This window comes from Chlorogloeopsis fritschii PCC 6912 (genome assembly GCF_000317285.1).
Classification (GTDB): domain Bacteria; phylum Cyanobacteriota; class Cyanobacteriia; order Cyanobacteriales; family Nostocaceae; genus Chlorogloeopsis; species Chlorogloeopsis fritschii.
This window is the reverse complement of record NZ_AJLN01000040.1, coordinates 113923-136265: the sequence shown is the minus strand read 5'-3', so window position 1 is coordinate 136265 and position 22343 is coordinate 113923. Positions and strand designations below refer to the sequence as shown.

At 42.7% G+C, this 22343-nt stretch carries 18 protein-coding genes and 1 tRNA gene; 11 read left to right on the top strand and 8 right to left on the bottom strand.

Annotated elements, in window-relative coordinates; genetic code table 11:
- The first annotated feature begins 51 nt into the window (after nt 1-51).
- A tRNA-Gly gene (locus tag UYC_RS0103900) sits at nt 52-123 on the top strand.
- A gap of 197 nt (nt 124-320) precedes the next feature.
- Here UYC_RS0103900 and UYC_RS0103895 read toward each other — a convergent pair.
- The 3 genes from UYC_RS0103895 to UYC_RS0103885 all read right to left on the bottom strand — a co-directional run bounded on the left by UYC_RS0103895 (nt 321) and on the right by UYC_RS0103885 (nt 4219).
- Nucleotides 321-1391 (bottom strand): PstS family phosphate ABC transporter substrate-binding protein, encoded by a 1071-nt coding sequence (locus UYC_RS0103895; protein WP_016873334.1) that lies wholly within the window; start codon nt 1389-1391, stop codon nt 321-323.
- A gap of 190 nt (nt 1392-1581) precedes the next feature.
- Nucleotides 1582-2718 (bottom strand): serine/threonine-protein kinase, encoded by a 1137-nt coding sequence (locus UYC_RS0103890; RefSeq protein WP_235082873.1) that lies wholly within the window; start codon nt 2716-2718, stop codon nt 1582-1584.
- A 541-nt stretch (nt 2719-3259) separates the two neighbouring features.
- Nucleotides 3260-4219, bottom strand: coding sequence for a YegS/Rv2252/BmrU family lipid kinase (locus tag UYC_RS0103885; protein WP_016873332.1), 960 nt, complete (start codon nt 4217-4219; stop codon nt 3260-3262).
- Nucleotides 4220-4667: 448 nt separating this feature from the next.
- On the opposite strand from UYC_RS0103885, the gene UYC_RS0103880 reads away from it, so the two are divergent.
- The gene (locus UYC_RS0103880) at nt 4668-6989 is read left to right on the top strand and encodes a cytochrome-c peroxidase (RefSeq protein WP_016873331.1); all 2322 of its coding nucleotides are present in this window, start codon (nt 4668-4670) and stop codon (nt 6987-6989) included.
- Between the two features lie 99 nt (nt 6990-7088).
- Here UYC_RS0103880 and UYC_RS0103875 read toward each other — a convergent pair whose 3' ends face one another.
- On the bottom strand, nt 7089-8474 hold the full coding sequence (locus tag UYC_RS0103875) for an MATE family efflux transporter (RefSeq protein WP_016873330.1): 1386 nt from the start codon (nt 8472-8474) through the stop codon (nt 7089-7091).
- Nucleotides 8475-8697: 223 nt separating this feature from the next.
- Between UYC_RS0103875 and UYC_RS0103870 the strand changes: the two genes are divergently transcribed.
- From UYC_RS0103870 to glgA, 3 genes are all read left to right on the top strand, one after another.
- Complete coding sequence (locus tag UYC_RS0103870; RefSeq protein WP_235082872.1) at nt 8698-9627, top strand: helix-turn-helix domain-containing protein; 930 nt, start codon at nt 8698-8700, stop codon at nt 9625-9627.
- Between the two features lie 167 nt (nt 9628-9794).
- Nucleotides 9795-10766: a hydroxymethylbilane synthase gene (hemC, locus tag UYC_RS0103865; protein ID WP_016873328.1), complete on the top strand. Its 972-nt coding sequence runs from the start codon at nt 9795-9797 to the stop codon at nt 10764-10766.
- Between the two features lie 143 nt (nt 10767-10909).
- On the top strand, nt 10910-12343 hold the full coding sequence (gene glgA / locus UYC_RS0103860; RefSeq protein WP_016873327.1) for a glycogen synthase GlgA: 1434 nt from the start codon (nt 10910-10912) through the stop codon (nt 12341-12343).
- A gap of 230 nt (nt 12344-12573) precedes the next feature.
- On the opposite strand, the gene UYC_RS0103855 is transcribed toward glgA, so the two are convergent.
- On the bottom strand, nt 12574-12894 hold the full coding sequence (locus UYC_RS0103855; protein ID WP_016873326.1) for a hypothetical protein: 321 nt from the start codon (nt 12892-12894) through the stop codon (nt 12574-12576).
- Nucleotides 12895-13357: 463 nt separating this feature from the next.
- Here UYC_RS0103855 and UYC_RS0103850 point away from each other — a divergent pair, with 463 nt between their 5' ends.
- Nucleotides 13358-14272, top strand: a complete 915-nt coding sequence (locus UYC_RS0103850) for a M23 family metallopeptidase (RefSeq protein WP_026087350.1) — start codon at nt 13358-13360, stop codon at nt 14270-14272.
- Between the two features lie 272 nt (nt 14273-14544).
- Nucleotides 14545-15165 carry a peptidoglycan-binding domain-containing protein gene (locus UYC_RS0103845; protein WP_016873324.1) on the top strand — a complete coding sequence of 207 codons (621 nt, stop codon included), beginning with the start codon at nt 14545-14547 and terminating at the stop codon, nt 15163-15165.
- A gap of 95 nt (nt 15166-15260) precedes the next feature.
- On the opposite strand, the gene wecB is transcribed toward UYC_RS0103845, so the two are convergent.
- From wecB to UYC_RS38760, 3 genes are all read right to left on the bottom strand, one after another.
- Nucleotides 15261-16376, bottom strand: coding sequence for a non-hydrolyzing UDP-N-acetylglucosamine 2-epimerase (gene wecB, locus UYC_RS0103840; protein ID WP_016873323.1), 1116 nt, complete (start codon nt 16374-16376; stop codon nt 15261-15263).
- Between the two features lie 269 nt (nt 16377-16645).
- Entirely contained in the window at nt 16646-17020 is a 375-nt protein-coding gene (locus UYC_RS0103835) for a hypothetical protein (protein WP_016873322.1), read from the bottom strand.
- Nucleotides 17021-17372: 352 nt separating this feature from the next.
- Nucleotides 17373-17543, bottom strand: coding sequence for a hypothetical protein (locus tag UYC_RS38760; RefSeq protein WP_016873321.1), 171 nt, complete (start codon nt 17541-17543; stop codon nt 17373-17375).
- Nucleotides 17544-17939: 396 nt separating this feature from the next.
- On the opposite strand from UYC_RS38760, the gene UYC_RS0103830 reads away from it, so the two are divergent.
- The 4 genes from UYC_RS0103830 (at nt 17940) to UYC_RS0103815 (ending at nt 22316) form a co-directional block, all read left to right on the top strand.
- Nucleotides 17940-19253, top strand: a complete 1314-nt coding sequence (locus tag UYC_RS0103830; protein ID WP_016873320.1) for a type IV pilus twitching motility protein PilT — start codon at nt 17940-17942, stop codon at nt 19251-19253.
- A gap of 170 nt (nt 19254-19423) precedes the next feature.
- The gene (locus tag UYC_RS0103825) at nt 19424-20179 is read left to right on the top strand and encodes a circadian clock KaiB family protein (protein ID WP_016873319.1); all 756 of its coding nucleotides are present in this window, start codon (nt 19424-19426) and stop codon (nt 20177-20179) included.
- Between the two features lie 38 nt (nt 20180-20217).
- Complete coding sequence (locus UYC_RS0103820; protein ID WP_016873318.1) at nt 20218-21633, top strand: FAD-dependent oxidoreductase; 1416 nt, start codon at nt 20218-20220, stop codon at nt 21631-21633.
- 92 nt (nt 21634-21725) lie between these two features.
- Complete coding sequence (locus tag UYC_RS0103815; RefSeq protein WP_016873317.1) at nt 21726-22316, top strand: Uma2 family endonuclease; 591 nt, start codon at nt 21726-21728, stop codon at nt 22314-22316.
- Nucleotides 22317-22343: the final 27 nt, after the last annotated feature.

Genomic DNA, 22343 nt, shown 5'->3' with positions numbered 1-22343 from the left:
CTTTCTTGAGAGTATTGAAATCTTATATATAATATTGGTTAATAACTGTTTGCGGGTGTAGTTCAGTGGTAGAACGTCAGCTTCCCAAGCTGAATGTCGTGGGTTCGAGTCCCATCACCCGCTTCAAACTCAAAACCATTCAAAATGCCTGTCATGGGTGATTCATGAATCAAATTAAGGAAGGGGGGTACAGAACATTTCCCCTCCAAACTAGAAAGAATGTTGTGGGGATTAGTCAAATGTAAATGGTTTACTAATCCTCATCATTGCAAATAAGGGTAACAAGTCCCCACTCGCTGGGGAACTAATTGAATGAAAACTTAGCGAACTCCCGCAAAACCAGCTTGCTCGATCGCTTGTTGCCCTTGATCGGTTAGTAAAAGATTGGCATAAGCTTCTCCAGCCTGCTCTTGTTGCCCATTATTCTGTTTAATAATCACAAACAAGTTAGTAGTGATTGGATAGCTACCATTTTTGATCGCTTCAGTATTGACTTGGTTGCGTTGACGCGGGCATTGCTCTGGTGTAACTAAAGGTTCGCGGTAAGGAGAAACTAACTCAGTAGGATTATTGCCAAGTGGTAATGGCTTGACGCTACATTGAGGCACTACCGCACGGGCAGAACCATAATATATACCTCCAGGGGTTTTACTAACTTGCCGCAGAGCCTCTGTTGTGGAATCTACATACTTGACATTAGAACCAAGCTGTTGTTTATTCACGTCTGTCTGAGCAGAGAATATTACTGGATCTGTATACTCCAAATTGAGGGAGAAAGGAGTAATGGGTAAGTCTTGCCCACCTACCTGTTTCCAGTTAGTAATTTGTCCTAAATAAATTTGCTGCAATTGCTCAACTGTTAAACCCGGTACTTGGAGTGATGGGTTGACTACTACCGCAATTCCATCAATGCCCACCTGGCGTTGCTCAAGCGTGAAGCCTTTTTGTTTTGCTAAAGTGTATTCTTCTTCTGTTAAGGGACGAGATAATTGAGCAAAGTCCAATTGCCCGTTAAGTAACATCCGAATACCTGCACTAGAACTAGGACTACCTTCAGTAGGACTTACGTAACGCAATTTTAATTCTGGGCGATCGCTTTGAATCAGAGAATCTACCAATTGACGGATCGGTGCCCAAGCTGTACTGCCACCATAGTTAAATGAACCAACTGGAACATTTGCAACACTGTTAAAGGTAGATCCAGAAACCAAGGCTAGATTTGAACTTTGCCCAGAGACAGCGCTCCTGCGTACCAAAGTATATGGTCTTAAAAACCACCATAAAAGTCCACCGATGACCACAATCGTCATCACTTTGCCAATGATCAAGCCTCGAAGTAAAAGTGCAGTTTCTTCGTTAATTACAAATTTTCTTCGATTTGTATTGTCCATATGTTTGTTTTATTTGTATTAATGATTCGGAACTAAATCAAATGATTAAATATTTAAATATACTATTTTGGCCGATTACAAAAAAATTAATGGAAACAACTTACTAACACTTAATCATTAAACCGGGTCATCAATTAATCAAACATCTATGGATAGAAGTCATGCTACTTAGAACTTTATTTCTATGGTTCTATTGTTTTTTTAGCTCACCAATAGTATTGTCTCCTATTGGACAATTCATTAAAAGCATTAACTTATTACGAATTGGTTCCACAATTTTTTCTAGAAAACTCTTTGATTGATTAGGTTGATTTAGAACTATTGTACTTGTCTGAAGAAATATATAAAATAAAACAACCACTACCAAACTTGTGGTAGCGCCAAGGCTCACCCCAAGTAGTAAGACAGATTTTTTATAGGGCAATAAAGAATTAAAATCGATATTTGTGCCTATTGGTACAGGTTGTAAAGTCGATGGCAACTCCCGAACCGCAAGAAGCGCTTGCAAAGCTTCTGCTGCCGACTGGTAACGCTGATTGATGCGTTGGCGAACCATTGTATCTAAAACATTTGCTAGAGCATTACTTACTTGCGCCTTATCGCGCCAAATTACTTCTCCTGTGTTCGGATCTTTTGGTATTTGATCGGCTCTTAAACCTGTCAGAGCTTGAATGCCAATCATTCCGACTGCGTAAACATCGCTGCTAAGTTGTGGCTTTCCTTTGGACTGTTCGTTCGGCATATAGCCAGGAGTACCAATAGCAACATTGATATTGGTTTGTCCCTGCTCATTCATACCCAGAGCGCCAATTTTCTTAATACTGCCAAAATCAATCAGCACAATCTTGTTATCCCAGTGCCGTCGCATTAAATTTTGGGGCTTAATATCCCGATGAATGATATTGTGTTCGTGGACAAAAACTACTACTTCTAGGATGTCCCTTAACAGCTCGAAGACTACTTCTTCGCTCAAACATCGAGATGGTAAGATTTCTTTAGTTAAATCATGACCATCAATAAATTCTTGAACTAAGTAGAAATCTCCATTTTCATCAAAATGGGCAAATAATCTAGGAATTTGGTCGTGATTGTTGCCTAGTTGATATAAAACCTCTGCTTCACGAGCAAACAAGCTTTTAGCTATGGGTACAAAATCAGTATTGAGGCTTTTCGGTTTGAAGTGTTTGACGACACAATGGGGTAGCCCTGGCAAATCCAGATCGACAGCCAAGTAAGTATCGCCAGAACCTCCTCTCCCCAGGAGTTTGACGATTTTGTAACGATTGCGGAGCGTTTTCCCAATTTGAGGGAGAGGGTACTGGTTCATAGATTGCATTCTATAATGCTATGTTACTGACCAGTTCAATTCCAGATGAATCTACTCACTACTAACTGCTTAAGTTTGTGGTGTTGACCACGGTAGTTTTTTAGAGTTGGTAGTTGGTGTAGGGGTAATTCTACAGAGATTCACTTGATTGGCTCAGTCAATATTTTTCCTAAATATCCTTATATTATGAAGTTTCTGTAATAATTTTAATACGGTACAAATATACCTTAAGCTTAGTTTTTAAGTAAATTTAACACTAAGTAAAAAGGGGATTAGGGACTAGGGACTAGGGATTAAGAAGAGGACACGGGGACGAGGGGATAAGGGGACAAGGAGAGACAGGAAGCAGAGGGGGAGATGGGAGAGATGGGGAAGATGGAGGAGATGAGGAAGATGGGGGAGTAACAGACAATTAACTACTAACCACTGTACGGACGGGTTTAGAAGATAAATTGTCGATTTTAACCCAAATATTATCAATAAAACCCGCCCCTACTAACAAATTACCAATGACTAATGACCCATCCCCAGTCTTCAACCCCTATTCTTTCGTTTCAATAACCAAGTTGGGCAATCCCTCTAATTTTTCTACGGGTGAAACTTCTTCTACTGTTGGCACAAAAATCTTTAAACTTGCTGGCAGACATTTAATCTCCACAGGAGTTTTACCCAAAATTTCACCATCAACAGCAACTTTTTGGGCTGGATCGGTTGTTATCTTGAATTTTTTAGCCCGCAGATAACCAATATCATTTCTTTCTACTGCATTTCCTGTAGAAGCAGTCTGAAACAAGTGAAAGGCAGCCGCGATCGCTGCTGCTTTATTAGCAGGAGCTACGATTGTTAAATCTAGCAATCCATCATCTACAACAATACCTGCCGGGCCTTGTGCTAACACGGAAGTTGGAGGGGCTGCATTCGCCACAGTTACTGCTGCGGCTGAGGTTTTTATGATCTTGTCTTCTGTTTCAATTTCTACTTCAAAAGGCTGTAATTGCCGCAGTTGTTGCAATCCAGCAAGGATGTAGGCGATCGCCCCAAAACGATTTTTTGATTCCCGATCTGCTTTTTCTACGGTTTCAGCTTCAAAGCCAATACCTGCTAGCAACACCATCGGAGTGCCGTTACATTCAGCTGCATCCACAATTCGAGTTGTACCCTGCAAAATAGTTTGGCAAGCCCCTGCAATTGTGTCAGGAATTCCTAAAGCCGCAGCAAAAGCATTTGCCGTTCCTCTAGAAATAATCCCGAAGGGAATATCTGTACCTACTACAGCAGCAGCCGCCGCAGATAGAGTGCCGTCTCCCCCGGAAGCAATAATGGCATCTACTCTCCTTTGAACTGCCCCATGTGCCAACTCATCAGCGCAAGTATCTTCTGTTGTCAGTTGAATATCTAGGTCAAATTCTGGCTCTAACATTGAGCGAATTTGTACCAAATCTTGCTCTGAGTCACCCTGACCCGCAACTGGATTAAAGATGAGGCAGGCTGATCTTTTCATATGCTAAAAAGTTTGATTAGTAAAGTTTCCTACTTAATTATTAACGTATCTATTGGTCTTAGTACGAATAGCACTTGGTTAAGAGTAACTGGTTTCTTATGCCCGCACTCAAAAAATGGCAATTGACTACATAAGTAGAAAGATACTTTTGCTACTTATATTTCTTTTCAGTATTTTCGCAACTTTACGGATGCATGAGTTTGATACTTAAGTCAATAAATTATTAGTAATTCAAAACTAAAGCCTTGTATTTATAAAGATTTAATAGAGATTGAGGATTGTATAAGAAGATAAATCGATACATCTTTTGTTGAGCTTGCCATTTACTCACAAACTTTAGTTTGTAAAAAACTATAACAAAAAAATGTTATCTGGCATACAAACAAGGAATCATAACCACAAATAGCCAGATGCCAATTTTGGCAATACTGCTTAAAAACAAAGAAAAATGAAACATTCTGAAGCAAACAGATACAGATATCGCAGCGTGTCTGAGTCAGAAGAGTTCAAATATGAAACTCAGGCAAGTCAGAGGAGTGAAAGTAGTACTGTATTTAGGCGTTTAATTTCGGTTTTTTTAAAGTTAACTAAAATTCTTGCTCTTGCCTTTTCGGCAATCAGAATGCTCACAAAGCCGTTCCAGTTCGCATCTGGGTTGGCTAAAAGCATCAGGCAAGGTACGGCTATAGTTGCGCTGGTAATAGTTGCAATCCTTGCTGGGCATCTTGCTTCGGCTCAAGTAACGTCACCCTTACAACCGTTGAGTAACATCACGGTTCCACAACCAGATAATATCGGGGACTTCATTAGGGATAAGACAGCCGCGATCGCTCTAGGGAAATCTTTGTTTTGGGATATGCAACTTGGTACAGACGGCGTTCAAGCCTGTGCTAGCTGTCATTTCCATGCTGGAGCAGACAACAGATCCAAAAACCAAATCGATCCGGGGCGATTGCGTGTCAATGCCGATAGAACTCCAAACCCAGATCCAACTTTCGATACAGGAGGCAGACCAAACTATCAGTTACAGGTAGGAGATTATCCATTTCATAAGTTATCAAATCCAGGCGATCGTACTTCGACAGTTTTGTCCGACAGTAACGATAGCACTGGCTCTCAAGGAGTATTCAGGACAAGATTTGTTGATGTCATTCCTGGCAGCGACAGAGACAATGTCACTCCGCTTCCAGATGAGATTTTCAATGTCCAAGGCACCAATGTCCGCCAGGTAACGGCTCGTAACTCACCTAGCACAATTAATTCAGTATTCAACTTCCGCAACTTCTGGGATGGAAGAGCGCAAAACATATTTAATGGTGTAAGTCAGTTTGGGTTAAGAGATCCTAATGCTTACGTCTTAAAGGCAAGTAAACCTCAGCTCCTTGAAGATGTAAAAGTTAGTATCAATAATTCTTCTCTAGCTTCTCAAGCCGTTGGCCCACCACTCAGTTCTTTAGAGACAGCAGCCGAAGACCTTCCCATCGCACCATTTCGAGTAGATGCATCGGGAAATAATGACCGGATTGTGGTGTCCGATGTCAATACTGGTCAACAAATTGCAGTACTAAATCCTGAAGGTGAGACTGTCAGTGGCAGGACAGACTTAATGCCAGCACAAACAGAACCACTTCCAGCCAATAATCAGCAGTTTCAACGCATAGGTAGAAAGCTGGGTAAAAAACTACTTGCTCTTAGACCACTCAACAAGCAGCAAGTAGCTAGAGATGACAGCGTTCTCGGTCGCTACAGCCGTTACCCTAGAAGTGGTCTGAATCCAAGTTACGACAATCTAATTAGGCAAGCCTTCAAGCCGGAGTGGTGGAACTCTAATATCATCATCCACATTAACCCAGAAACTGGCGAGCGCAGATTCATGCAAAGGCAAGGAAGGCGTCCTTTAAATACCAACGAATACACGTTGATGGAGTACAACTTCTCTCTATTCTTTGGGTTGGCAGTTCAGGAATACGAATCTACTCTGGTTGCGGATCAAACACCATTCGACCAGTTTCTTTCAGGAAACAATGGCGCTTTGACAACACAGCAACAGCAAGGATGGCAGATTTTCCAAACTAAGGGTATTTGTATTGGCTGCCACGGTGGCTCAGAATTGACCGTTGCCTCAGTTAGCAGCGCTACCAGTCAAGGAAGAATTAGACGTGCGCCAACCTTTGCAGGAGGAAGAGTGGAAGATGCTGGTTTCTTTAATATCGGTGTTAGACCTCCTCTAGATGACCTTGGCGTCGGTAGTAATGACGCATTCGGCAATCCGCTTTCGGAATCACGCCTAGCCTTGAATGGGACATTTAAGGAGTTACTCGGTGAAGAGCCACCCGTTGTCCCTAACAGCGAACAAGATTTGGTTGCAGATGGAGCTTTCAAAACACCGGGACTCCGCAATGTGGAACTTACTGCTCCTTATTTCCATAACGGCGGACAATTAACCCTAGAACAAGTGATTGATTTCTACAATCGCGGCGGGGACTTTGGTCAGAATTTGCCACCACTGAATCTAACCACAGAGGAAAAACAGGCACTAGTAGCCTTTCTCAAAGGTTTGACTGATGAGCGAGTTCGCTTTCAAAGAGCACCTTTTGACCATCCACAATTATTTGTTCCTAACGGTCATCCTGGCAACCAGAATTCTGTCGCTATTGACCCCAATGTCAGAACCCAAGACAGTACTACACAAGCTAGGGATCAACTCCTAGAAATACCTGCTGTTGGTCGCAATGGCGGTAATCCACTATCGAACTTCTTGGGAACTTAGTTGGCAATAAGGTAAGAGTAATATCCCCGACTTCTTTTGAGAAGTTGGGGATCTGTGTTTTTATTCGCCTTCTGCCGTCTGCCCTCTGCCGTTTGCCTTCTACCTTATTTTCAGAGTAGGCATATATACAGAAGTTAGTTTGTGAAAGCGCCACAAAAAAATTACTCCTGCGATCGCTACTCCAATCGACTGTCCGATCCACAATCCAACACCGCCAAGAGCAAAGTAGAACCCTAGCAGATAACCACTGGTTAACCCTACACCCCAAAATGCCAGTAAACTGAGCAGCATCGGTACACGTGTATCTTGAAGTCCGTATAAGGCACCCATTGCCGTCTTTTGTACACCATCCAACAGTTGAGCCAAGGCTGCAATCATGAGCATTGGTACAGCCAGTTTGAGTACGTTGGCATTTTCTGGATTATGAATATCCAAATATATTCCAACCACTTGCTGGGGATAGGTGAGCAGTATAATTCCTGTTAGTGTCATAAAGACTACCGCCATTGAGATACTGATATACCCTGCTCGTCGTGCACCCTCAAGATTTTGCTGTCCAAACCATATACCAACTCTAGCAGTCGTAGCAAAAGACATACCTAGAGGCACCATGAAAATTACGACCATAGTTTGAAAGACGATTTGGTGTGCCGCCAATACTTCGGTTCCCAATAAGCCCATAAAGTAAGTTATCACCGTAAACAGCCCAAACTCCAAGGTAATAGTTACTGCGATCGGTATCCCAACCCACACCAACTTCTGGAGAATTTGCGGTGTGAGGCGATGGAAATTCTGTAAGAATTGGTAATCCTTCAGTTGCTGGTGTTTGAGTGTGTAACCAAGTAAAAGCAAGAACATCACCCAGAAACTTAGTGCACTTGCCAAACCTAATCCTGCCAGATCCATCCGTGGAAATCCAAACTTGCCGAATCCTAAAATGTAATTGCCTGTGACATTAACAAGCGTTCCTAAAATGACAATCGTCATCACCGGGCGGGCTTGGGAGAGTGCAGAGACATAACTTCTAAGCATGGCAAACCCCAAAGCTGGGAAAGTTCCCCACAAAATGAAATCTAAATATTCATCTGCTAGCGCCACAGTTTGTTGTGCTTGCCCCAGAAGAATCATTACCGAATCTAGATGCCCAATCAAGAACATCATCGGGATGCCAAAAAGTAGCGAGAGCCATAGTCCTTGACGTGCAATTTGCTCGATTTGCGTTTTTCGACCTGCTCCATAAGCCTCAGCAACAAGCGGACTGACTGCCATGACAACGCCACCTATAGTATTCAGCAAAAACTGAAAGGTAGTCGATGCTAATCCTCCTGCTGCCAAGGTTTGTTGTCCTAGATGCCCCATGATCAGAGTATCTGCAAATCCTACAGCAGCTTGGGCAACTTGAGCACTTGCTAAAGGAACAGCGAGTTTGAGGAATTCTTGAATTTCGATTCGGATATTCGATTTAGCAAACGTTTTAGGAGCCATTAAATTGCCTCTTTGCCGTAAATTTGATCCATGGCTTAAAATTTAAGAAAATTTAATAATTTCAGACTACTCAAACCTTGCGCGACTCTCAGAATCTTGCGGCGAGTTGTAAAAGGGACTGGGGATTGGGTTTAAGCGGAAAATTTATGGAAGGGGCTTTTAAACTCCTCCCAAATTTTGCAACAATTTCCCAGTACCGGGAGCCAAAAGTCCTGAAAATTCAGTGTATAGAAAGCCCGATCGCCAGATGCAAACATTAGTAACCCCATCTACAAAGATGGTTCATCTGCCACAAAACGGACTCCATCCTCCAATCTATTCCAGTGAACCCCTGGGTTGGAAAAACATTGTGGTTGAAGAATTTTGCCAACCACCAGGACAGGAGACGTACCAAAGTCAAACAGAGCACACGATCTGCATATCTCTAAACAATCGTCCGTATCGCCTGTTACAAGTGATGGGCGATCGCCGCTATACTGGTCTTTTCACTCAAGGTGATATCGCCATCGCTCCTGTTGGAGAGTTGTTCTTTTGCCAATGGAGCGAACAGGACAAATACCTGCGTATCCGGATTGCTTCGCAGTTTCTCCAACAAGTTGCCCAAGAAGCCTTAGAAATTAATCGCGATCGCGCAGAACTATTGTCAGAGTTTCGAGTCCGCAATCCCCAAATTGAAGCGATCGCTATGATGCTTCTGACGGAACTTAAGAATGGAGGGCTAGCAGGACAGCTTTACGTTGAATCGCTAACGAATATACTAACCGTGCATTTACTTAGAAATTATTCTGCTGCTCAACGTTATGTTACTTCAGATTATGGAAAATTAAGCGATCGTCAGCTACTTCAAGTTACTGATTACATCAACAATCATCTGGCTCAAGAGATCAAACTCTCTGATTTAGGTAAATTGCTGGGCATGAGCCAATTTCACTTCGCTCGGCTCTTCAAGCAATCAATCGGAGTCGCACCTCACCAATATGTGCTTCAGCAACGGCTAGAACGGGCAAAGCACTTACTTAAAGAAACAGAACTACCAGTAATGGAAATTGCCATGTTGTGTGGCTTCAGCAGTCATAGCCATCTCGGTAAATGGATTCGACAGCACACAGGAATGGCTCCTAAAGACTATCGCTTAAAAGGGTTGGGGGAATAGGGAATAGGGTAATCCCCAGTTCCCAGTCTCCTTTGATATGTAAAGATACGTGAAGCCTAAAAGAATAAACTTGATTGCGATCGCGCTTACTGGAACACCGAAGCGTCACCCACTGCGGTAGGCTAGATCGAAGTGACTTTATCTCTGCTTTTTGACATACTGCATTTATGACCTCAGTTGTTTCCAGCCCCCCCCGCACGATTCGTATCGGTTCTCGCAAAAGCCAACTTGCTCTTGTTCAGACTTACTGGGTACAAGAACAACTTCAAAAAAGTTTTCCTGATATTACTTTTGAAGTTCATACTATGTCCACCCAAGGCGACAAAATCTTGGATGTTGCTTTAGCCAAGATTGGTGATAAAGGATTATTTACCAAAGAACTCGAATTGGGGATGATCAATAAGGAGATTGACTTTGCCGTTCATTCTCTCAAAGATTTGCCGACTCGCTTGCCAGAGGGGTTAGTTTTGGCAGCAGTTACCGAAAGGGAAAATCCCGCCGATGCTTTGGTGGTACATGAGAAATACAAAGATAGGCAAATCGATACCTTGCCAGAAGGTGCGGTGATTGGCACATCTTCCCTACGACGATTAGCCCAGTTACGGCATCGTTTTCCCCACTATACCTTTAAAGATGTACGCGGCAACTTAAACACGCGCATGGCGAAACTCGATGCGGGTGAATACGACGCTCTAATTTTGGCAGTAGCTGGATTGGAACGTTTGGGAATGGGCGATCGCGTTCATCAAATTATCCCCAAGGAAATTTCCTTACACGCCGTTGGACAAGGAGCATTAGGTATCGAATGCCGTGCTGAAGATGCAGAATTGATATCTCTGCTGAAAGCGATCGAACACCCCGAAACACGCGATCGCTGTTTGGCAGAACGGGCTTTCTTACGAGAATTAGAAGGTGGCTGTCAAGTTCCCATTGGTGTAAATACTGAGATTCAGGGTAGTATTTTAACCTTAACGGGTATAGTCGCCAGTGTGGATGGTCAAAAACTCGTTCAAGATACCGTTAGTGGGGAAACCACAGATGCCGAAAAGCTGGGCACAGAGCTAGCACAGTGCTTGCGCGATCAAGGAGCGCAAGAAATTTTAGACGAAATTTTTGCCCAGATTCAGCGTGGTTCTTGAGATTGAGCACCAGCAAATGTGATTATATGAAGAAAGATTTCAGTGGCTGAACAGTTCTCAAGACGCGTGAGTTCGCGCCTGAAGTTTTGTTAAGTCAAATGAAATTGAACATATAGGCAGAATCGGGGGAAACACTAATTACCATGCGGATTCTATTTGTTGCAGCTGAGGCAGCTCCCATTGCGAAAGTTGGAGGCATGGGTGATGTAGTTGGGGCTCTACCAAAAATCCTGAGAAAAATGGGGCATGACGTGCGGATTTTCCTGCCTTACTACGGCTTCCTGCCAGATAAAGTGGAAATTCCCAAAGAGCCGATTTGGAAAGGATATGCAATGTTCCAGGACTTTGCAGTTTACGAAACGGTTCTGCCTGGTACTGATGTTCCCTTATACTTATTTGGACATCCGGCTTTTTCACCTCGCCGCATCTACTCTGGAGAAGATGAACATTGGCGCTTCACTTTGTTTGCCAATGGTGCGGCTGAATTTTGCTGGAATTACTGGAAGCCGGAAATTGTCCATTGCCACGATTGGCACACGGGTATGCTTCCTGTGTGGTTGCACCAATCTCCTGATATTACCAGCGTGTTTACGATTCATAACCTAGCTTATCAAGGGCCGTGGCGTTGGTATTTAGAGAAAATTACCTGGTGTCCCTGGTATATGCAAGGACACAACACAATGGCAGCTGCCGTGCAGTTTGCTGACAGGGTGACTACAGTTTCCCCGACTTATGCCGAACAAATCAAAACAGCTGCTTATGGTGAAACCCTAGAAGGTTTAATGTCGTTTATTAGCGGCAAACTATCTGGGATACTCAACGGTATCGATACAGAAGTTTACGATCCAGCAACTGATAAATACATTGCCCAAAACTTTACTGCCGATTCCTTAGAAAAACGCAAAGCCAACAAAATTGCTTTGCAAGAGGAAGTGGGGTTAGAAGTCAACTCCGGTGCCTTTTTAATGGGTATAGTAACGCGGTTGGTAGAACAAAAAGGTATCGATTTGATATTGAATATTTTGGATCGGTTTATGTCCTATACCGATGCTCAGTTTATAGTACTGGGGACAGGCGATCGCTACTACGAAAGTCAATTATGGCAGATGGCATCCCGCTTCCCCGGACGGATGAAAACTTATCTACTCTATAACGATGCCTTAGCTCGCCGCATCTATGCTGGCTCTGACGCGTTCTTAATGCCCAGTCGTTTTGAACCTTGCGGAATCAGCCAAATGATGGCTTTGCGCTATGGTAGCGTGCCAATTGTTCGCCGCACTGGCGGGTTAGTTGACACCGTATTCCACCACGATCCAACTAACCATACAGGCACTGGTTATTCTTTTGACCGCTATGAACCATTAGATTTGTTCACCTGCATGGTGCGAGCTTGGGAGGGCTTCCGCTATAAGGATTATTGGCAGGAGCTACAAATACGCGGTATGAATCAAGACTTTAGTTGGTATCAATCTGCGAAGAAGTACGTCAAGTTGTATCGCTCGATATTTGGCTTGCCTGAAGAAGAGGAAGTGATGCAACAGCCGGAATTAACTGCAAACGAGCCTGTTGCTAAATAGCAGTAGAATTTACACACGAGTCACAGAGTACACGGAGGAATAAGAGTCTTGCCCAGAACTGAAGTTCTGGGCTAATAACGCAAGTCCACTTCTAGGACTGAAAGCAGTGAGTCTACTTCAGTAGACTTTAGTTATTAGCCAGAGAATTGATTCTCTGGCGCTATAGCAACGCAGCGGAGATGTAAAAGATATGGTTAACAACAAGCCTTCCAGGGCTTGAGTAGTTTACATCACACCATTCCCAACATTCTACTAACTTGTTCCGGATTTAATGGTTGGCGTTCAATACTTTGGAAATTCTCAATCTTTTGCAGTTCACTACGTGCTGCTTTAAAGTTACTCAAATTCAGTAACACAAAATCTTCATAAACAGAGGCTTGGGGAATTTCTATCGCTACAATCAAATCTTGTAATTTATTTTGTGTAATTGCTAGTTTAAGATATTTCAAAAAAAAATCGCGCTTTTTAGCACGAACACTAACTAAATACCAATTACCATTAACACTTTGAGTGATTTGAGGTTGAGTTTTCTCTGATTCAGGAGTTTGCATAACAAATCTATAGTTGTTTCCTAGCCATGTAGCTCTAAAATTCCACCTGCGATCGCAATTATCAGCAACGTGTATAGAGATTATTCTATTTTAATTATCACTTCATTCTTGAAAAATCTCTAGATTCAAAAATCCCCAGATTTTAGAGTTCAATACTACCTTTGGCGATTAAGTTTGATAGGGCAGATTCCGGCGATCGCCTGATTGCTAAATTGCTTACTTCTGTCTTTCGCCTGAGGTAGATAAATAAAATACAAGCTATACCAATGGTGCAGTGGCGATTCTAATTAGGCGGACTACCTGCTTCTATCCGCTACGCGTCTTCTGCCTTCTACTTAAACACTTGCGAATTAGACGGCTTGACGGTTGTAGTTTTACTAGTCTAATACTGAAACAACGCATAATCAAACACTGTCTAATTGGCGAATAGAGCCTGAAAAATTGTTATGTAAATTTAGAAGCCATGAACAAAGCCACCCTTTCTCGATTCCATACCTATGGCTTAGTAGGGTTAGGAATTTTCTGTAGCATCATGTTAAGTACAAGTTCTTCTGTTTTAACTAAAACACCAAACCACTCTCCTACGCCACAAAAAACCTCTGTTTCTAAGTTTATCTGGCCGACTCAAGGCATTGTTTCTCAAGGTTTCCGTAAATACGATCATGAGGGAATTGATATTGCTGGCGCACATGGAACTCCTGTTGTTGCTGCCGCAGCCGGTACTGTTATTAAAGCTGGTTGGGATGATTGGGGTTTAGGCAAAGCCATAGCAATTAAGCATTCTGACGGGAAAGTTACAGTCTACGGTCATAATAGCCGCCTTTTAGTAAGTAAGGGTAAACAAGTTACTCAAGGTCAAATTATTGCTGCAATGGGTTCTAGCGGTAACAGTACAGCGCCCCATCTGCATTTTGAAATACACTCTCATGGCGGTTTAGCAGTTGATCCCTCTAGCCTGTTGTCGTCTACAATCGCTGGCAAAACACCACCACAGCAGATCGCAAATTCTGCTTCTAAAAAAGTTGTTTCTCAAGTAGTCTCTTCATCCACAGTCTCGCCTTCCCAACCTATTCCCGTAACCGTTTCACCCAAGAGTACTGATGCAGAATGCAATGGTAACACAGTAATTCAAGGAGAGACAGCGAATGCTTTTGTGAAAGTCTGTCAAGAAAATGGTCAATTATTTTATATCGGGCAATTAAAACAAGAACCAACTAAGCCGATTAGATTACAAGCTATCAATATTGCCACAACTAAATATCGAGCAGACAATGGTAGTTTTTCTTACTTTGTTACCCCTAATGGAGTTGAAGTTTGGCGAAATGGTAGTCTAGTACGCTCCGATCATTTTTACACCGCAAAGCGATTACCCAGCTAAATATTTTCCATCTTCAAAATAGGCAAATGATAACAATTTCAAGACTACATGACCTATTTTGACAGACAAGTTTGCATTTAGTAGTTATTGCATAAGGATAGTGCTCATTTCTTACCCGGACATTTGTTAACAAACTTATGTTTTCTTAATTCAATTCTCAATAAAAATCTCGTATGATTATTACGTAATTTAAATTACACTTAAGCCATTCTCAGTGAAAAGCGAAAGAATTCTCCGCTTTTATCTGGTGTTGCTTAGTAAAGGAGATTATTGTGGAGTATCTTGCTTATTCAGAAATGGCTCTTGCCAACGCAGAGCCAAATCTAGACATTAAACTTCGCGTGCCTGAAATTAACTTCAAGTTTAATTGGCACAAAAATTTCAAATCTGCTGGATTAATTTTCGCTAGCTTAGGTGTTTTATTTTCACTTTTAGCTCCTTTAGCTCCGATTCAAGAAGCCTCAGCTGCATACTATGGGCCTGGCACATATTATGTCAGAACAAATGGTCGTTGTCTGAATGTCCGCAATGGCCCAAGCCGTTATTTTCGATCTATTGCTTGTTACAGAAATGGTACTCGACTACCAAGGGTTGTAGGATACAGGAATGGATTTGCCCGGTTATCTACAGGTTATTATGTTGCTTCCAATTGGATTAGCACTAGACCTGGCACTAGGTATACTCCTGGTTTAGGAGTAGGTGGTCGATATACTCTCACAAGAGGCTCTAGAGGTTCAGCAGTGGCAGCCGTTCAAAGAGCTTTAGGAGTAAGAGCAACTGGATATTATGGCCCTGTAACTGCAAATGCCGTCCGAAACTACCAAGCAAGAAATGGTTTACTTGTGGATGGAATCGTCGGGCCGCAAACACGAAGAGCATTAGGAATATATTAGTGGCACTATTTGTTCAGTTAATTCTGGCTGCCTGTAGTAGACAGCACAAAGAAATAGTTTGGTGCCTTTTGCCTTCAGCATAGCTAACTAATATTTCAAGTCCGCCCCAAGTAATTTTGCACAATTTGCAAAATTCGCTCTGCTGCATAACCATCCCCAAAGGGATTTATTGCGTTTGCCATTGCTTCATAGGCAGCGGAGTTGCTTAAAAGTTCGGCGGCAGTGGAGACAATTGTCTCTGGTTTAGTTCCCACAAGTTTCGCTGTACCAGCAGCAACAGCCTCTGGCCTTTCTGTCGTTTCTCGCAGAACTAAAACAGGTTTTCCAAGACTGGGTGCTTCTTCCTGCAAACCACCAGAGTCTGTTAGTAGCAAATGCGATCGCATAATTGCTCCCACTAGTTCTGCATAATCTAAAGGTTCAGTTAAAAAAATTCGAGGATGATTTCCTAAAATTGCCTGCAACGGCTCTCGCACCGTAGGATTGCGGTGCAGCGGTAACACCAACGCTGTATCAGGGAACTTATCTAATATCTGTAAAAATCCTTGAGCGATTCCCTGTAGTGGTTCTCCCCAATTCTCTCGCCGATGCACAGTTGCCAGTAGGACGCGATATTTTTCCCATTCCATTCCAGGTATGCGACAGACTGGTTCACTCCTCGCCACATTTAGTAGTGCATCAATTACCGTATTACCTGTGAGGTGAACCTCACCCAAAACACCAGAATGTTTTAGATTTTCTACAGCCAAAGGCGTTGGTGCAAAGTGTAACTGAGTCAGTTGCGAAATCAACCGCCGATTCGCCTCTTCTGGATAAGGATTGAATAAGTTATCAGTTCTTAAGCCAGCTTCTACATGACCGACAGGAATTTGTTGATAAAATGCTGCCAAAGTTGCCGCAAACGCCGTGGTAGTGTCTCCTTGTACCAGCACTACATCTGGCCTGCTTTGTTTAAATAATTCTTCCAGTCCTCGTAAACTGCGGCAAGTAATATCAGTCAAAGATTGCTGTGGCTGCATAATTTCTAAGTCACGATCTGCCTTTAACTGGAACAGCTGCATGACTTGCTCAACCATCTCGCGATGCTGTCCAGTCAAAATTACCTGTGTCTGGAAACCTGGAGACTTTTGAAATAGTTGAATCACCGGAGCTAGTTTAATCGCTTCCGGACGAGTACCCAGAATAATATAAATACGCTTGTCAATAGTCATTAGTTAATATTCATAGGTTAATAGTCACTAGTCAATAGTCATTAGTTAATCGTCATTAGTCAATCGTAGGGGCGGGTTTTGCTGATTATTGTTCGGCTGAAACCGACAATTAAATCTTCTAAACCCGCCCGTACTTATTTGTGAATGGCAAATGCTTAATAGTCAAGGATTATTAACCACAAATAATAAATAAAAATGGGCAGAAAAGCATGAAAAAACCCGGTTTGACCGGGCAGATGCACTGTTTGTCGAATTTAGCAGGCTTAGGATTATAGTTTAATGTCACATGTCAACGGACAAGCGGCATAGACGGTTTTTTGCATTTCTTCTGTTTCTCCATGCAACCAGCTTAACCATTTAACTTCTTTGGGGTGAATTCCCTTAGCAGTTAGTACACCTGCACCAATCACAACCGCCAAAACATTAAACAAAATTAAGCCACCTGCTACAAGCAAAACAGCGCTAACCGGCATTACCGATTGCAATACAATCGACAACAGACATCCAACCGTAGCCATCAAGACAACTAAAGGAAAACCGACAACCAGCAAGCATACTGCCAATGTAAAAGACCATATTAAAAAGCTTTTGAGCATCAACAAAGAGTAACTCTTACCAAAATCAGATGTTTGTGACAAAGTCATGACTTTTTCTCCTAAATACGCAAATTTGATTGGGATTCAGAAGCAACTCGCAGAAGCTGATCTCTGAAGGGATCAACAATTAGTGATGTTCAGTATATAAAAACTAAATAATAAGATGAGCATTTATTTAATAAAATTTACAGTTAAAATTTCGTAATTGACGAATAAACAATGATTTTGAGGCTTGACAGAAAATCAATAATTGCCATCTATCTTTTGACAGATAAGCTAAAAAGCCCCAGCTAGCTAACTACTTGAATAGACTGGCTTTCTAGTGTTCTTAATATTTCTTATAAAAAGCAAAGACTATTCTCATAAATTCTAGATGCTACCGAAGGTGACACCCTTTTGTTTAAGCCACTTGCGGTAAGCCACAGAATCGCGATCGCTTGGCAAATGTACCTCTTGCTTGCAAGTTCAAAGGAAGGCGTCGTGGTCGCTGCGATTCTACAACGGCAATGTCTTGACTTATAATCTGGTCTTGCACCATGAAGATTGTACCCATCGGGTGAGTAGAGATCATGATAATTATCTCATCACAAAAATTGCAATCAATGTAGAGAAGTGTACGCAGTAGGGGTTGTTGAAAGTAGTTTCGCGTCTCTAGTGCTGCAAGATGTGAAGCAACGTGAATTACCCGGATATTTGCTGAAAGTACAAGTCTGATTCAAATATATAAATATATTTTTATACTATTAAATCTAGTCATATTCACTAGCTATAGATAGGGAGCCTGCTGTGTTAAACATATTGGTAGAAGCGTCGAGTAAATTGTGAGCAGAGGTAATCCTGAGATAATGTAAAAAAAATATCAGTAATTGAACTTTCCACTCGCCACACTCAAAAACGAATTTTTGTATTCACAGAGCGCTTCTCTCAACAACAGGAGTGAAGCTTGTATGTATTTATCAAAAAAATTATGACAGAATCACAAACCCCATCAACTCCGACTGTACCTCGCGGTGTTCCTCCACTACCCCCACCGCCACCAACGATCGCCACTCAGCGTCAAGCTACCCAAACTTTAGATATGTCGGTAGAAAGAAGTACTAATCGTACTGCTCAATCGGTGACAGCACCGCCACCACCGCCAGCTCCTTCAACCAATGCCGCCCATCGCCCTGGAACTCCACCCCCCATGCCTAGTTCCGTGCGTCCAAAAACCACCAGTTTGCAACTAACTTTAGAACAATTGATTAAGGAAGCCTATGATAAGGGATATTCTGATATTCACTTAGGTGTGGGTGAAGTGCCGCGTTTCCGCAACCGAGGAGAAATGCAGCTTACAGACTATCCAGAAACGGATAGAGAGACTTTTATGAGTTGGATGCGGGAAGTGCTGACAGAATCAGAAATTCATCGCTTTGAAGAACAACTGGAATTTGACGGGGCAACTCAATATGAATTTGCCCGCGTGCGGATTAATATTTTTGATTCCCTTAAGGGCTATGCAATGGTAATGCGGTTGATTCCGTTAAAAATCTTAACCATTGAACAGTTACGCCTACCTCCTGTTTTTCGAGATATTTGCCACTATCACAAAGGTTTGATTTTGGTGACAGGCCCCACGGGTTCTGGTAAATCTACCACTATGGCGGCGATGATTGACTACATCAACAAAGAGATGCCCAAGCACATCATCACCATTGAAGATCCAGTTGAATTTGTTCACAAAAGTCAAAAATCTTTGATCAAACAACGGGAAGTGGGAATGCATACCCGGAAATTTGACAATGCCTTAAAAGCAGCCTTGCGGGAAGATCCAGATTTGATTCTGGTGGGAGAAATGCGGGACAAAGAAACTGTGAACACCGCCCTCAAAGCCGCTCAAACTGGACACTTGGTCATGGGAACCCTGCATACTAACAGCGCCGTTAAAACAATTGAGCGTATCCTCAATCTCTACTCAGGCGAAGAACAGGATGCAATGCGCGTGGCATTGGCTGAATCTTTAGTCGCAGTGATTGCTCAAGGATTGTGTCGCACCACTGATGGCAAGCGTGCCGCCTTCCACGATATTCTCATTAACACTGATGCAGTCAAAGATTGGGTTAAAGACGGTAAGTATGATGAAATTACCGAACTGATGAAGCAAGCCAGTTTTGATGGCATGATTACTATGAACCAATCATTGTTTAATCTCTATCAGGAAGGTCGGATCACAGAAGAAACAGCCTTGGAAATGTCACCAACTCCAAATGAAATGGCTCAAGCACTCCGAGGTAGAGTATAGGGTATAGGGGATTGGGTATCGGGGATCGGAAAGAAGAAGACACAGGGACACAAAGACGCGGGGACACGGAAAATCGTGAATTACGTTCTTGCTCCTCTGCTCCTGGTACTTCTTTCCTAGTCCCTAGTCCTAGTCCCTAGCCCCTAACCCCTAATCCCCAATTATCAGCCTTGACTCCTGACAAACCACCATTACCCCAGTTGTTCAAAGGCATTGCCCTATTTACGCCTGGAGGAGATTTAATTTATTGCATCGATCCCAGCAAACAAGGTCGATGGCATTTGCATTTGTGTGCTACCTTGCAGGAAATTCTGGACTTGCCAGAACCGCCTCACTTTTTAGTGCCCTGTTACACGGCGACTATCGATCATTGGTTAGATCCGCGCACTCAACAAATACGGACTTTCGCCGAAGCTTATCCAGCAGTGATGAGATATCAGCCTGTACTAAACGCTATTTTTGGCACGGGGGAATTGGTTTGGCAGAGCGCACCTTGGCAAGAAGGATTATGCGATCGCATGGTTTTAACAAGCTATCGCTCTTCATTTCCGCAACTGTGGGAAGATCACGATTTAATTTTGCGTTTAGACCCTACCGAAGCTGTCTTATACTATCAAGAGACCGCAACACAACAATCACAACTAGACACCCAAGGCTATGTCCTCCGCCTATTTATTGCCGGGCATAGTCCTGGTATAGAACGTATTCTCGAAAATCTTCACGAACTGCTAGAAAAGTACCTGGGGCAACCGTACACCCTAAAAGTCATTGATGTTTTTACTCATCCAGAACTAGCTGAAGCAAATCAAGTGACAGCAACTCCGACTCTGGTAAAAGTTTGGCCGCAGCCGATTCGGCGTATTGCTGGAAATTTAGAGCACGCAGATAAAATTTTACAGATGTTAGGAGCTAAGGAAAAATATTAATAATAAAGTATTAAGGTCTAGTGGTAGTGTCTATACTCATGGAAAACCAACAAAATCTTAATAATGGCAGCCATGCTTTAGTAATTGGTAGCAGCATGGCTGGACTGCTAGCAGCTAGAGTATTAGTAAATCACTTTGACCGCGTGACTGTGGTTGAGCGCGATCGCTTGCCCCAGCAACCTGAGTTACGTCCAGGAGTTCCCCAAGCCAATCAAGTCCACGTGTTACTTACCCAAGGACAACGACTTTTAGAGCAGCTTTTTCCTGGCTTAGAGGCAGAATTAGCCACCGCAGGTGCGCCAAAGGTAAATTGGACAGCTGATTATCCCTTGCTAGGAATTTGGGGTTGGTTTCCCCGCGTTGATTCAGACTTAGTTACTCATACTTGTAGTCGTTCTTTACTAGAATGGTTGGTTCGTCGTCGCTTAAGTGCCTATCAAAATCTGCAATTTCTTGATCAAACTCAGGTAACTGGGCTTTTGAGTGACAATAGCAATTCTAAAGTTACAGGAGTAAAATTGCGTTGTCGCAATCCTTCTGAGCTAACAGAATTAACCGCTCACTTGATTGTAGATGCTAGTGGACGCAACTCCTCATTACCAAAGTGGTTGGAAGCTCTAGGCTACCCATCCCCCAAGGAAACCATAATCAACTCTTTTTTGGGCTATAGCTCCCGGTGGTACGAACGTCCAGATACTTTTCAAGCAGACTGGAAAGTCCTGACTGTGGTGCAAAAACCACCCTTTGAGCGGCGTGGTGGGGTAATTTATCCTGTAGAAGGCGATCGCTGGGTAATTACCGTAGCGGGTATCGGTAGAGACTATCCACCTACTGATGAAGCTGGTTTTCTCGAATTTGTTCGCAGTCTACGTAGCCCCATCCTTTATGAAGCGATTAAAAACGCTAAACCCCTTTCCCCCGTATATGGCTATCGCCGCACAGAAAATCTTTGGCGTCACTACGAGCAACTGCCTCGAATGCCACAAGGATTGGTAGCACTAGGGGATGCAGTTTGTAGCTTTAATCCTGCTTATGGCCAGGGTATGACTACTGCGGCTTTGGGTGCATTAGCTCTTGAGCGTTGCTTACAAGAGCTAAGGCTCACAGGTTTAACTCGCCGCTTCCACAAACAACTTGCTCGCGTTTTAGAAATTCCCTGGATGATGGCAACCAGTGAAGATTTTCGCTGGGAAACTACCGAGGGTGGCAAGCCCGATCTAATTACTAGACTCATGCACCGCTACATGGATCGAGTCATTTTGCAAGCGGTAAATAACCCTGAGGTGTATCGGAGATTTGCAGAAGTTATCCATATGGTTAAACCGCCATCTGTGCTTTTTGCACCTGATATTTTGGCAAAAGTTTTAGCACAGGTAATCAAGGTTCAACAAAATACAACTTCATCTGTTAACGAGGTTAATACTCCACCTCCACAGCTTACTAAATTGGTATAAGCTACTGTGACCATCACAACTTATAAAGGCTTCAGCATATACCAATATCAACATGGTTACAATGCAACTAACTCTACGGTGCCTTAAATATTATGACTATAGCTACCGCTAAACGCTTTACTATAACTGAATATGACCGTTTAGCAGAACTCGGATTCTTTCATGAAGATGACCGAGTTGAGCTAATTAACGGAGAAATTATTTCAATGGTATCTAAAGGCAAGCTGCACTCTGTGTGTGAAACCCGCTTAGAACGAGAATTATTTAAGTTAGTAGGAGAACGAGCGACACTGCGAGGACAACAACCGATAATTATTCCTGACTACAGCGAACCTGAACCAGATCGAGTGATTGTCAAAAATCGCGCTGATGATTATCTCAGCACTCATCCCACTCCAGCTGATATTTTACTGTTAATTGAGATAGCTGATTCTTCTTTGAAATATGACCAAGAGGTAAAATTACCACTTTATGCAGAAGCGGGAATTTCTGATTATTGGATATTGAATTTAGTAGCAAATTATTTAGAATCTTACAGTGAACCTTATCAAGATTTGCAAGGTAAATTTGGTTATCGAAAAAAGATAATTTTTCTGCCCAATGAATCAGTTAATCTGCCATATTTTCCTGATTTAGTTCTGGATTTATCTAGAGTTTTTCCTAAAATTATTCCTTCGGATTGAGGGAGTGAGAAGGAGGCGATCGCCCAG

What these genes read in the sequence shown, in the direction of transcription:
- UYC_RS0103895 (WP_016873334.1), bottom strand. Translation starts at nt 1,391, where the DNA reads ATGGACAATACAAATCGAAGAAAATTTGTAATTAACGAAGAAACTGCA.
- UYC_RS0103890 (WP_235082873.1), bottom strand. Translation starts at nt 2,718, where the DNA reads ATGAACCAGTACCCTCTCCCTCAAATTGGGAAAACGCTCCGCAATCGT.
- UYC_RS0103885 (WP_016873332.1), bottom strand. Translation starts at nt 4,219, where the DNA reads ATGAAAAGATCAGCCTGCCTCATCTTTAATCCAGTTGCGGGTCAGGGT.
- UYC_RS0103880 (WP_016873331.1), top strand. Translation starts at nt 4,668, where the DNA reads ATGAAACATTCTGAAGCAAACAGATACAGATATCGCAGCGTGTCTGAG.
- UYC_RS0103875 (WP_016873330.1), bottom strand. Translation starts at nt 8,474, where the DNA reads ATGGCTCCTAAAACGTTTGCTAAATCGAATATCCGAATCGAAATTCAA.
- hemC (WP_016873328.1), top strand. Translation starts at nt 9,795, where the DNA reads ATGACCTCAGTTGTTTCCAGCCCCCCCCGCACGATTCGTATCGGTTCT.
- glgA (WP_016873327.1), top strand. Translation starts at nt 10,910, where the DNA reads ATGCGGATTCTATTTGTTGCAGCTGAGGCAGCTCCCATTGCGAAAGTT.
- UYC_RS0103855 (WP_016873326.1), bottom strand. Translation starts at nt 12,894, where the DNA reads ATGCAAACTCCTGAATCAGAGAAAACTCAACCTCAAATCACTCAAAGT.
- UYC_RS0103850 (WP_026087350.1), top strand. Translation starts at nt 13,358, where the DNA reads ATGAACAAAGCCACCCTTTCTCGATTCCATACCTATGGCTTAGTAGGG.
- wecB (WP_016873323.1), bottom strand. Translation starts at nt 16,376, where the DNA reads ATGACTATTGACAAGCGTATTTATATTATTCTGGGTACTCGTCCGGAA.
- UYC_RS0103835 (WP_016873322.1), bottom strand. Translation starts at nt 17,020, where the DNA reads ATGACTTTGTCACAAACATCTGATTTTGGTAAGAGTTACTCTTTGTTG.
- UYC_RS38760 (WP_016873321.1), bottom strand. Translation starts at nt 17,543, where the DNA reads ATGATCTCTACTCACCCGATGGGTACAATCTTCATGGTGCAAGACCAG.
- UYC_RS0103830 (WP_016873320.1), top strand. Translation starts at nt 17,940, where the DNA reads ATGACAGAATCACAAACCCCATCAACTCCGACTGTACCTCGCGGTGTT.
- UYC_RS0103820 (WP_016873318.1), top strand. Translation starts at nt 20,218, where the DNA reads ATGGAAAACCAACAAAATCTTAATAATGGCAGCCATGCTTTAGTAATT.
- UYC_RS0103815 (WP_016873317.1), top strand. Translation starts at nt 21,726, where the DNA reads ATGACTATAGCTACCGCTAAACGCTTTACTATAACTGAATATGACCGT.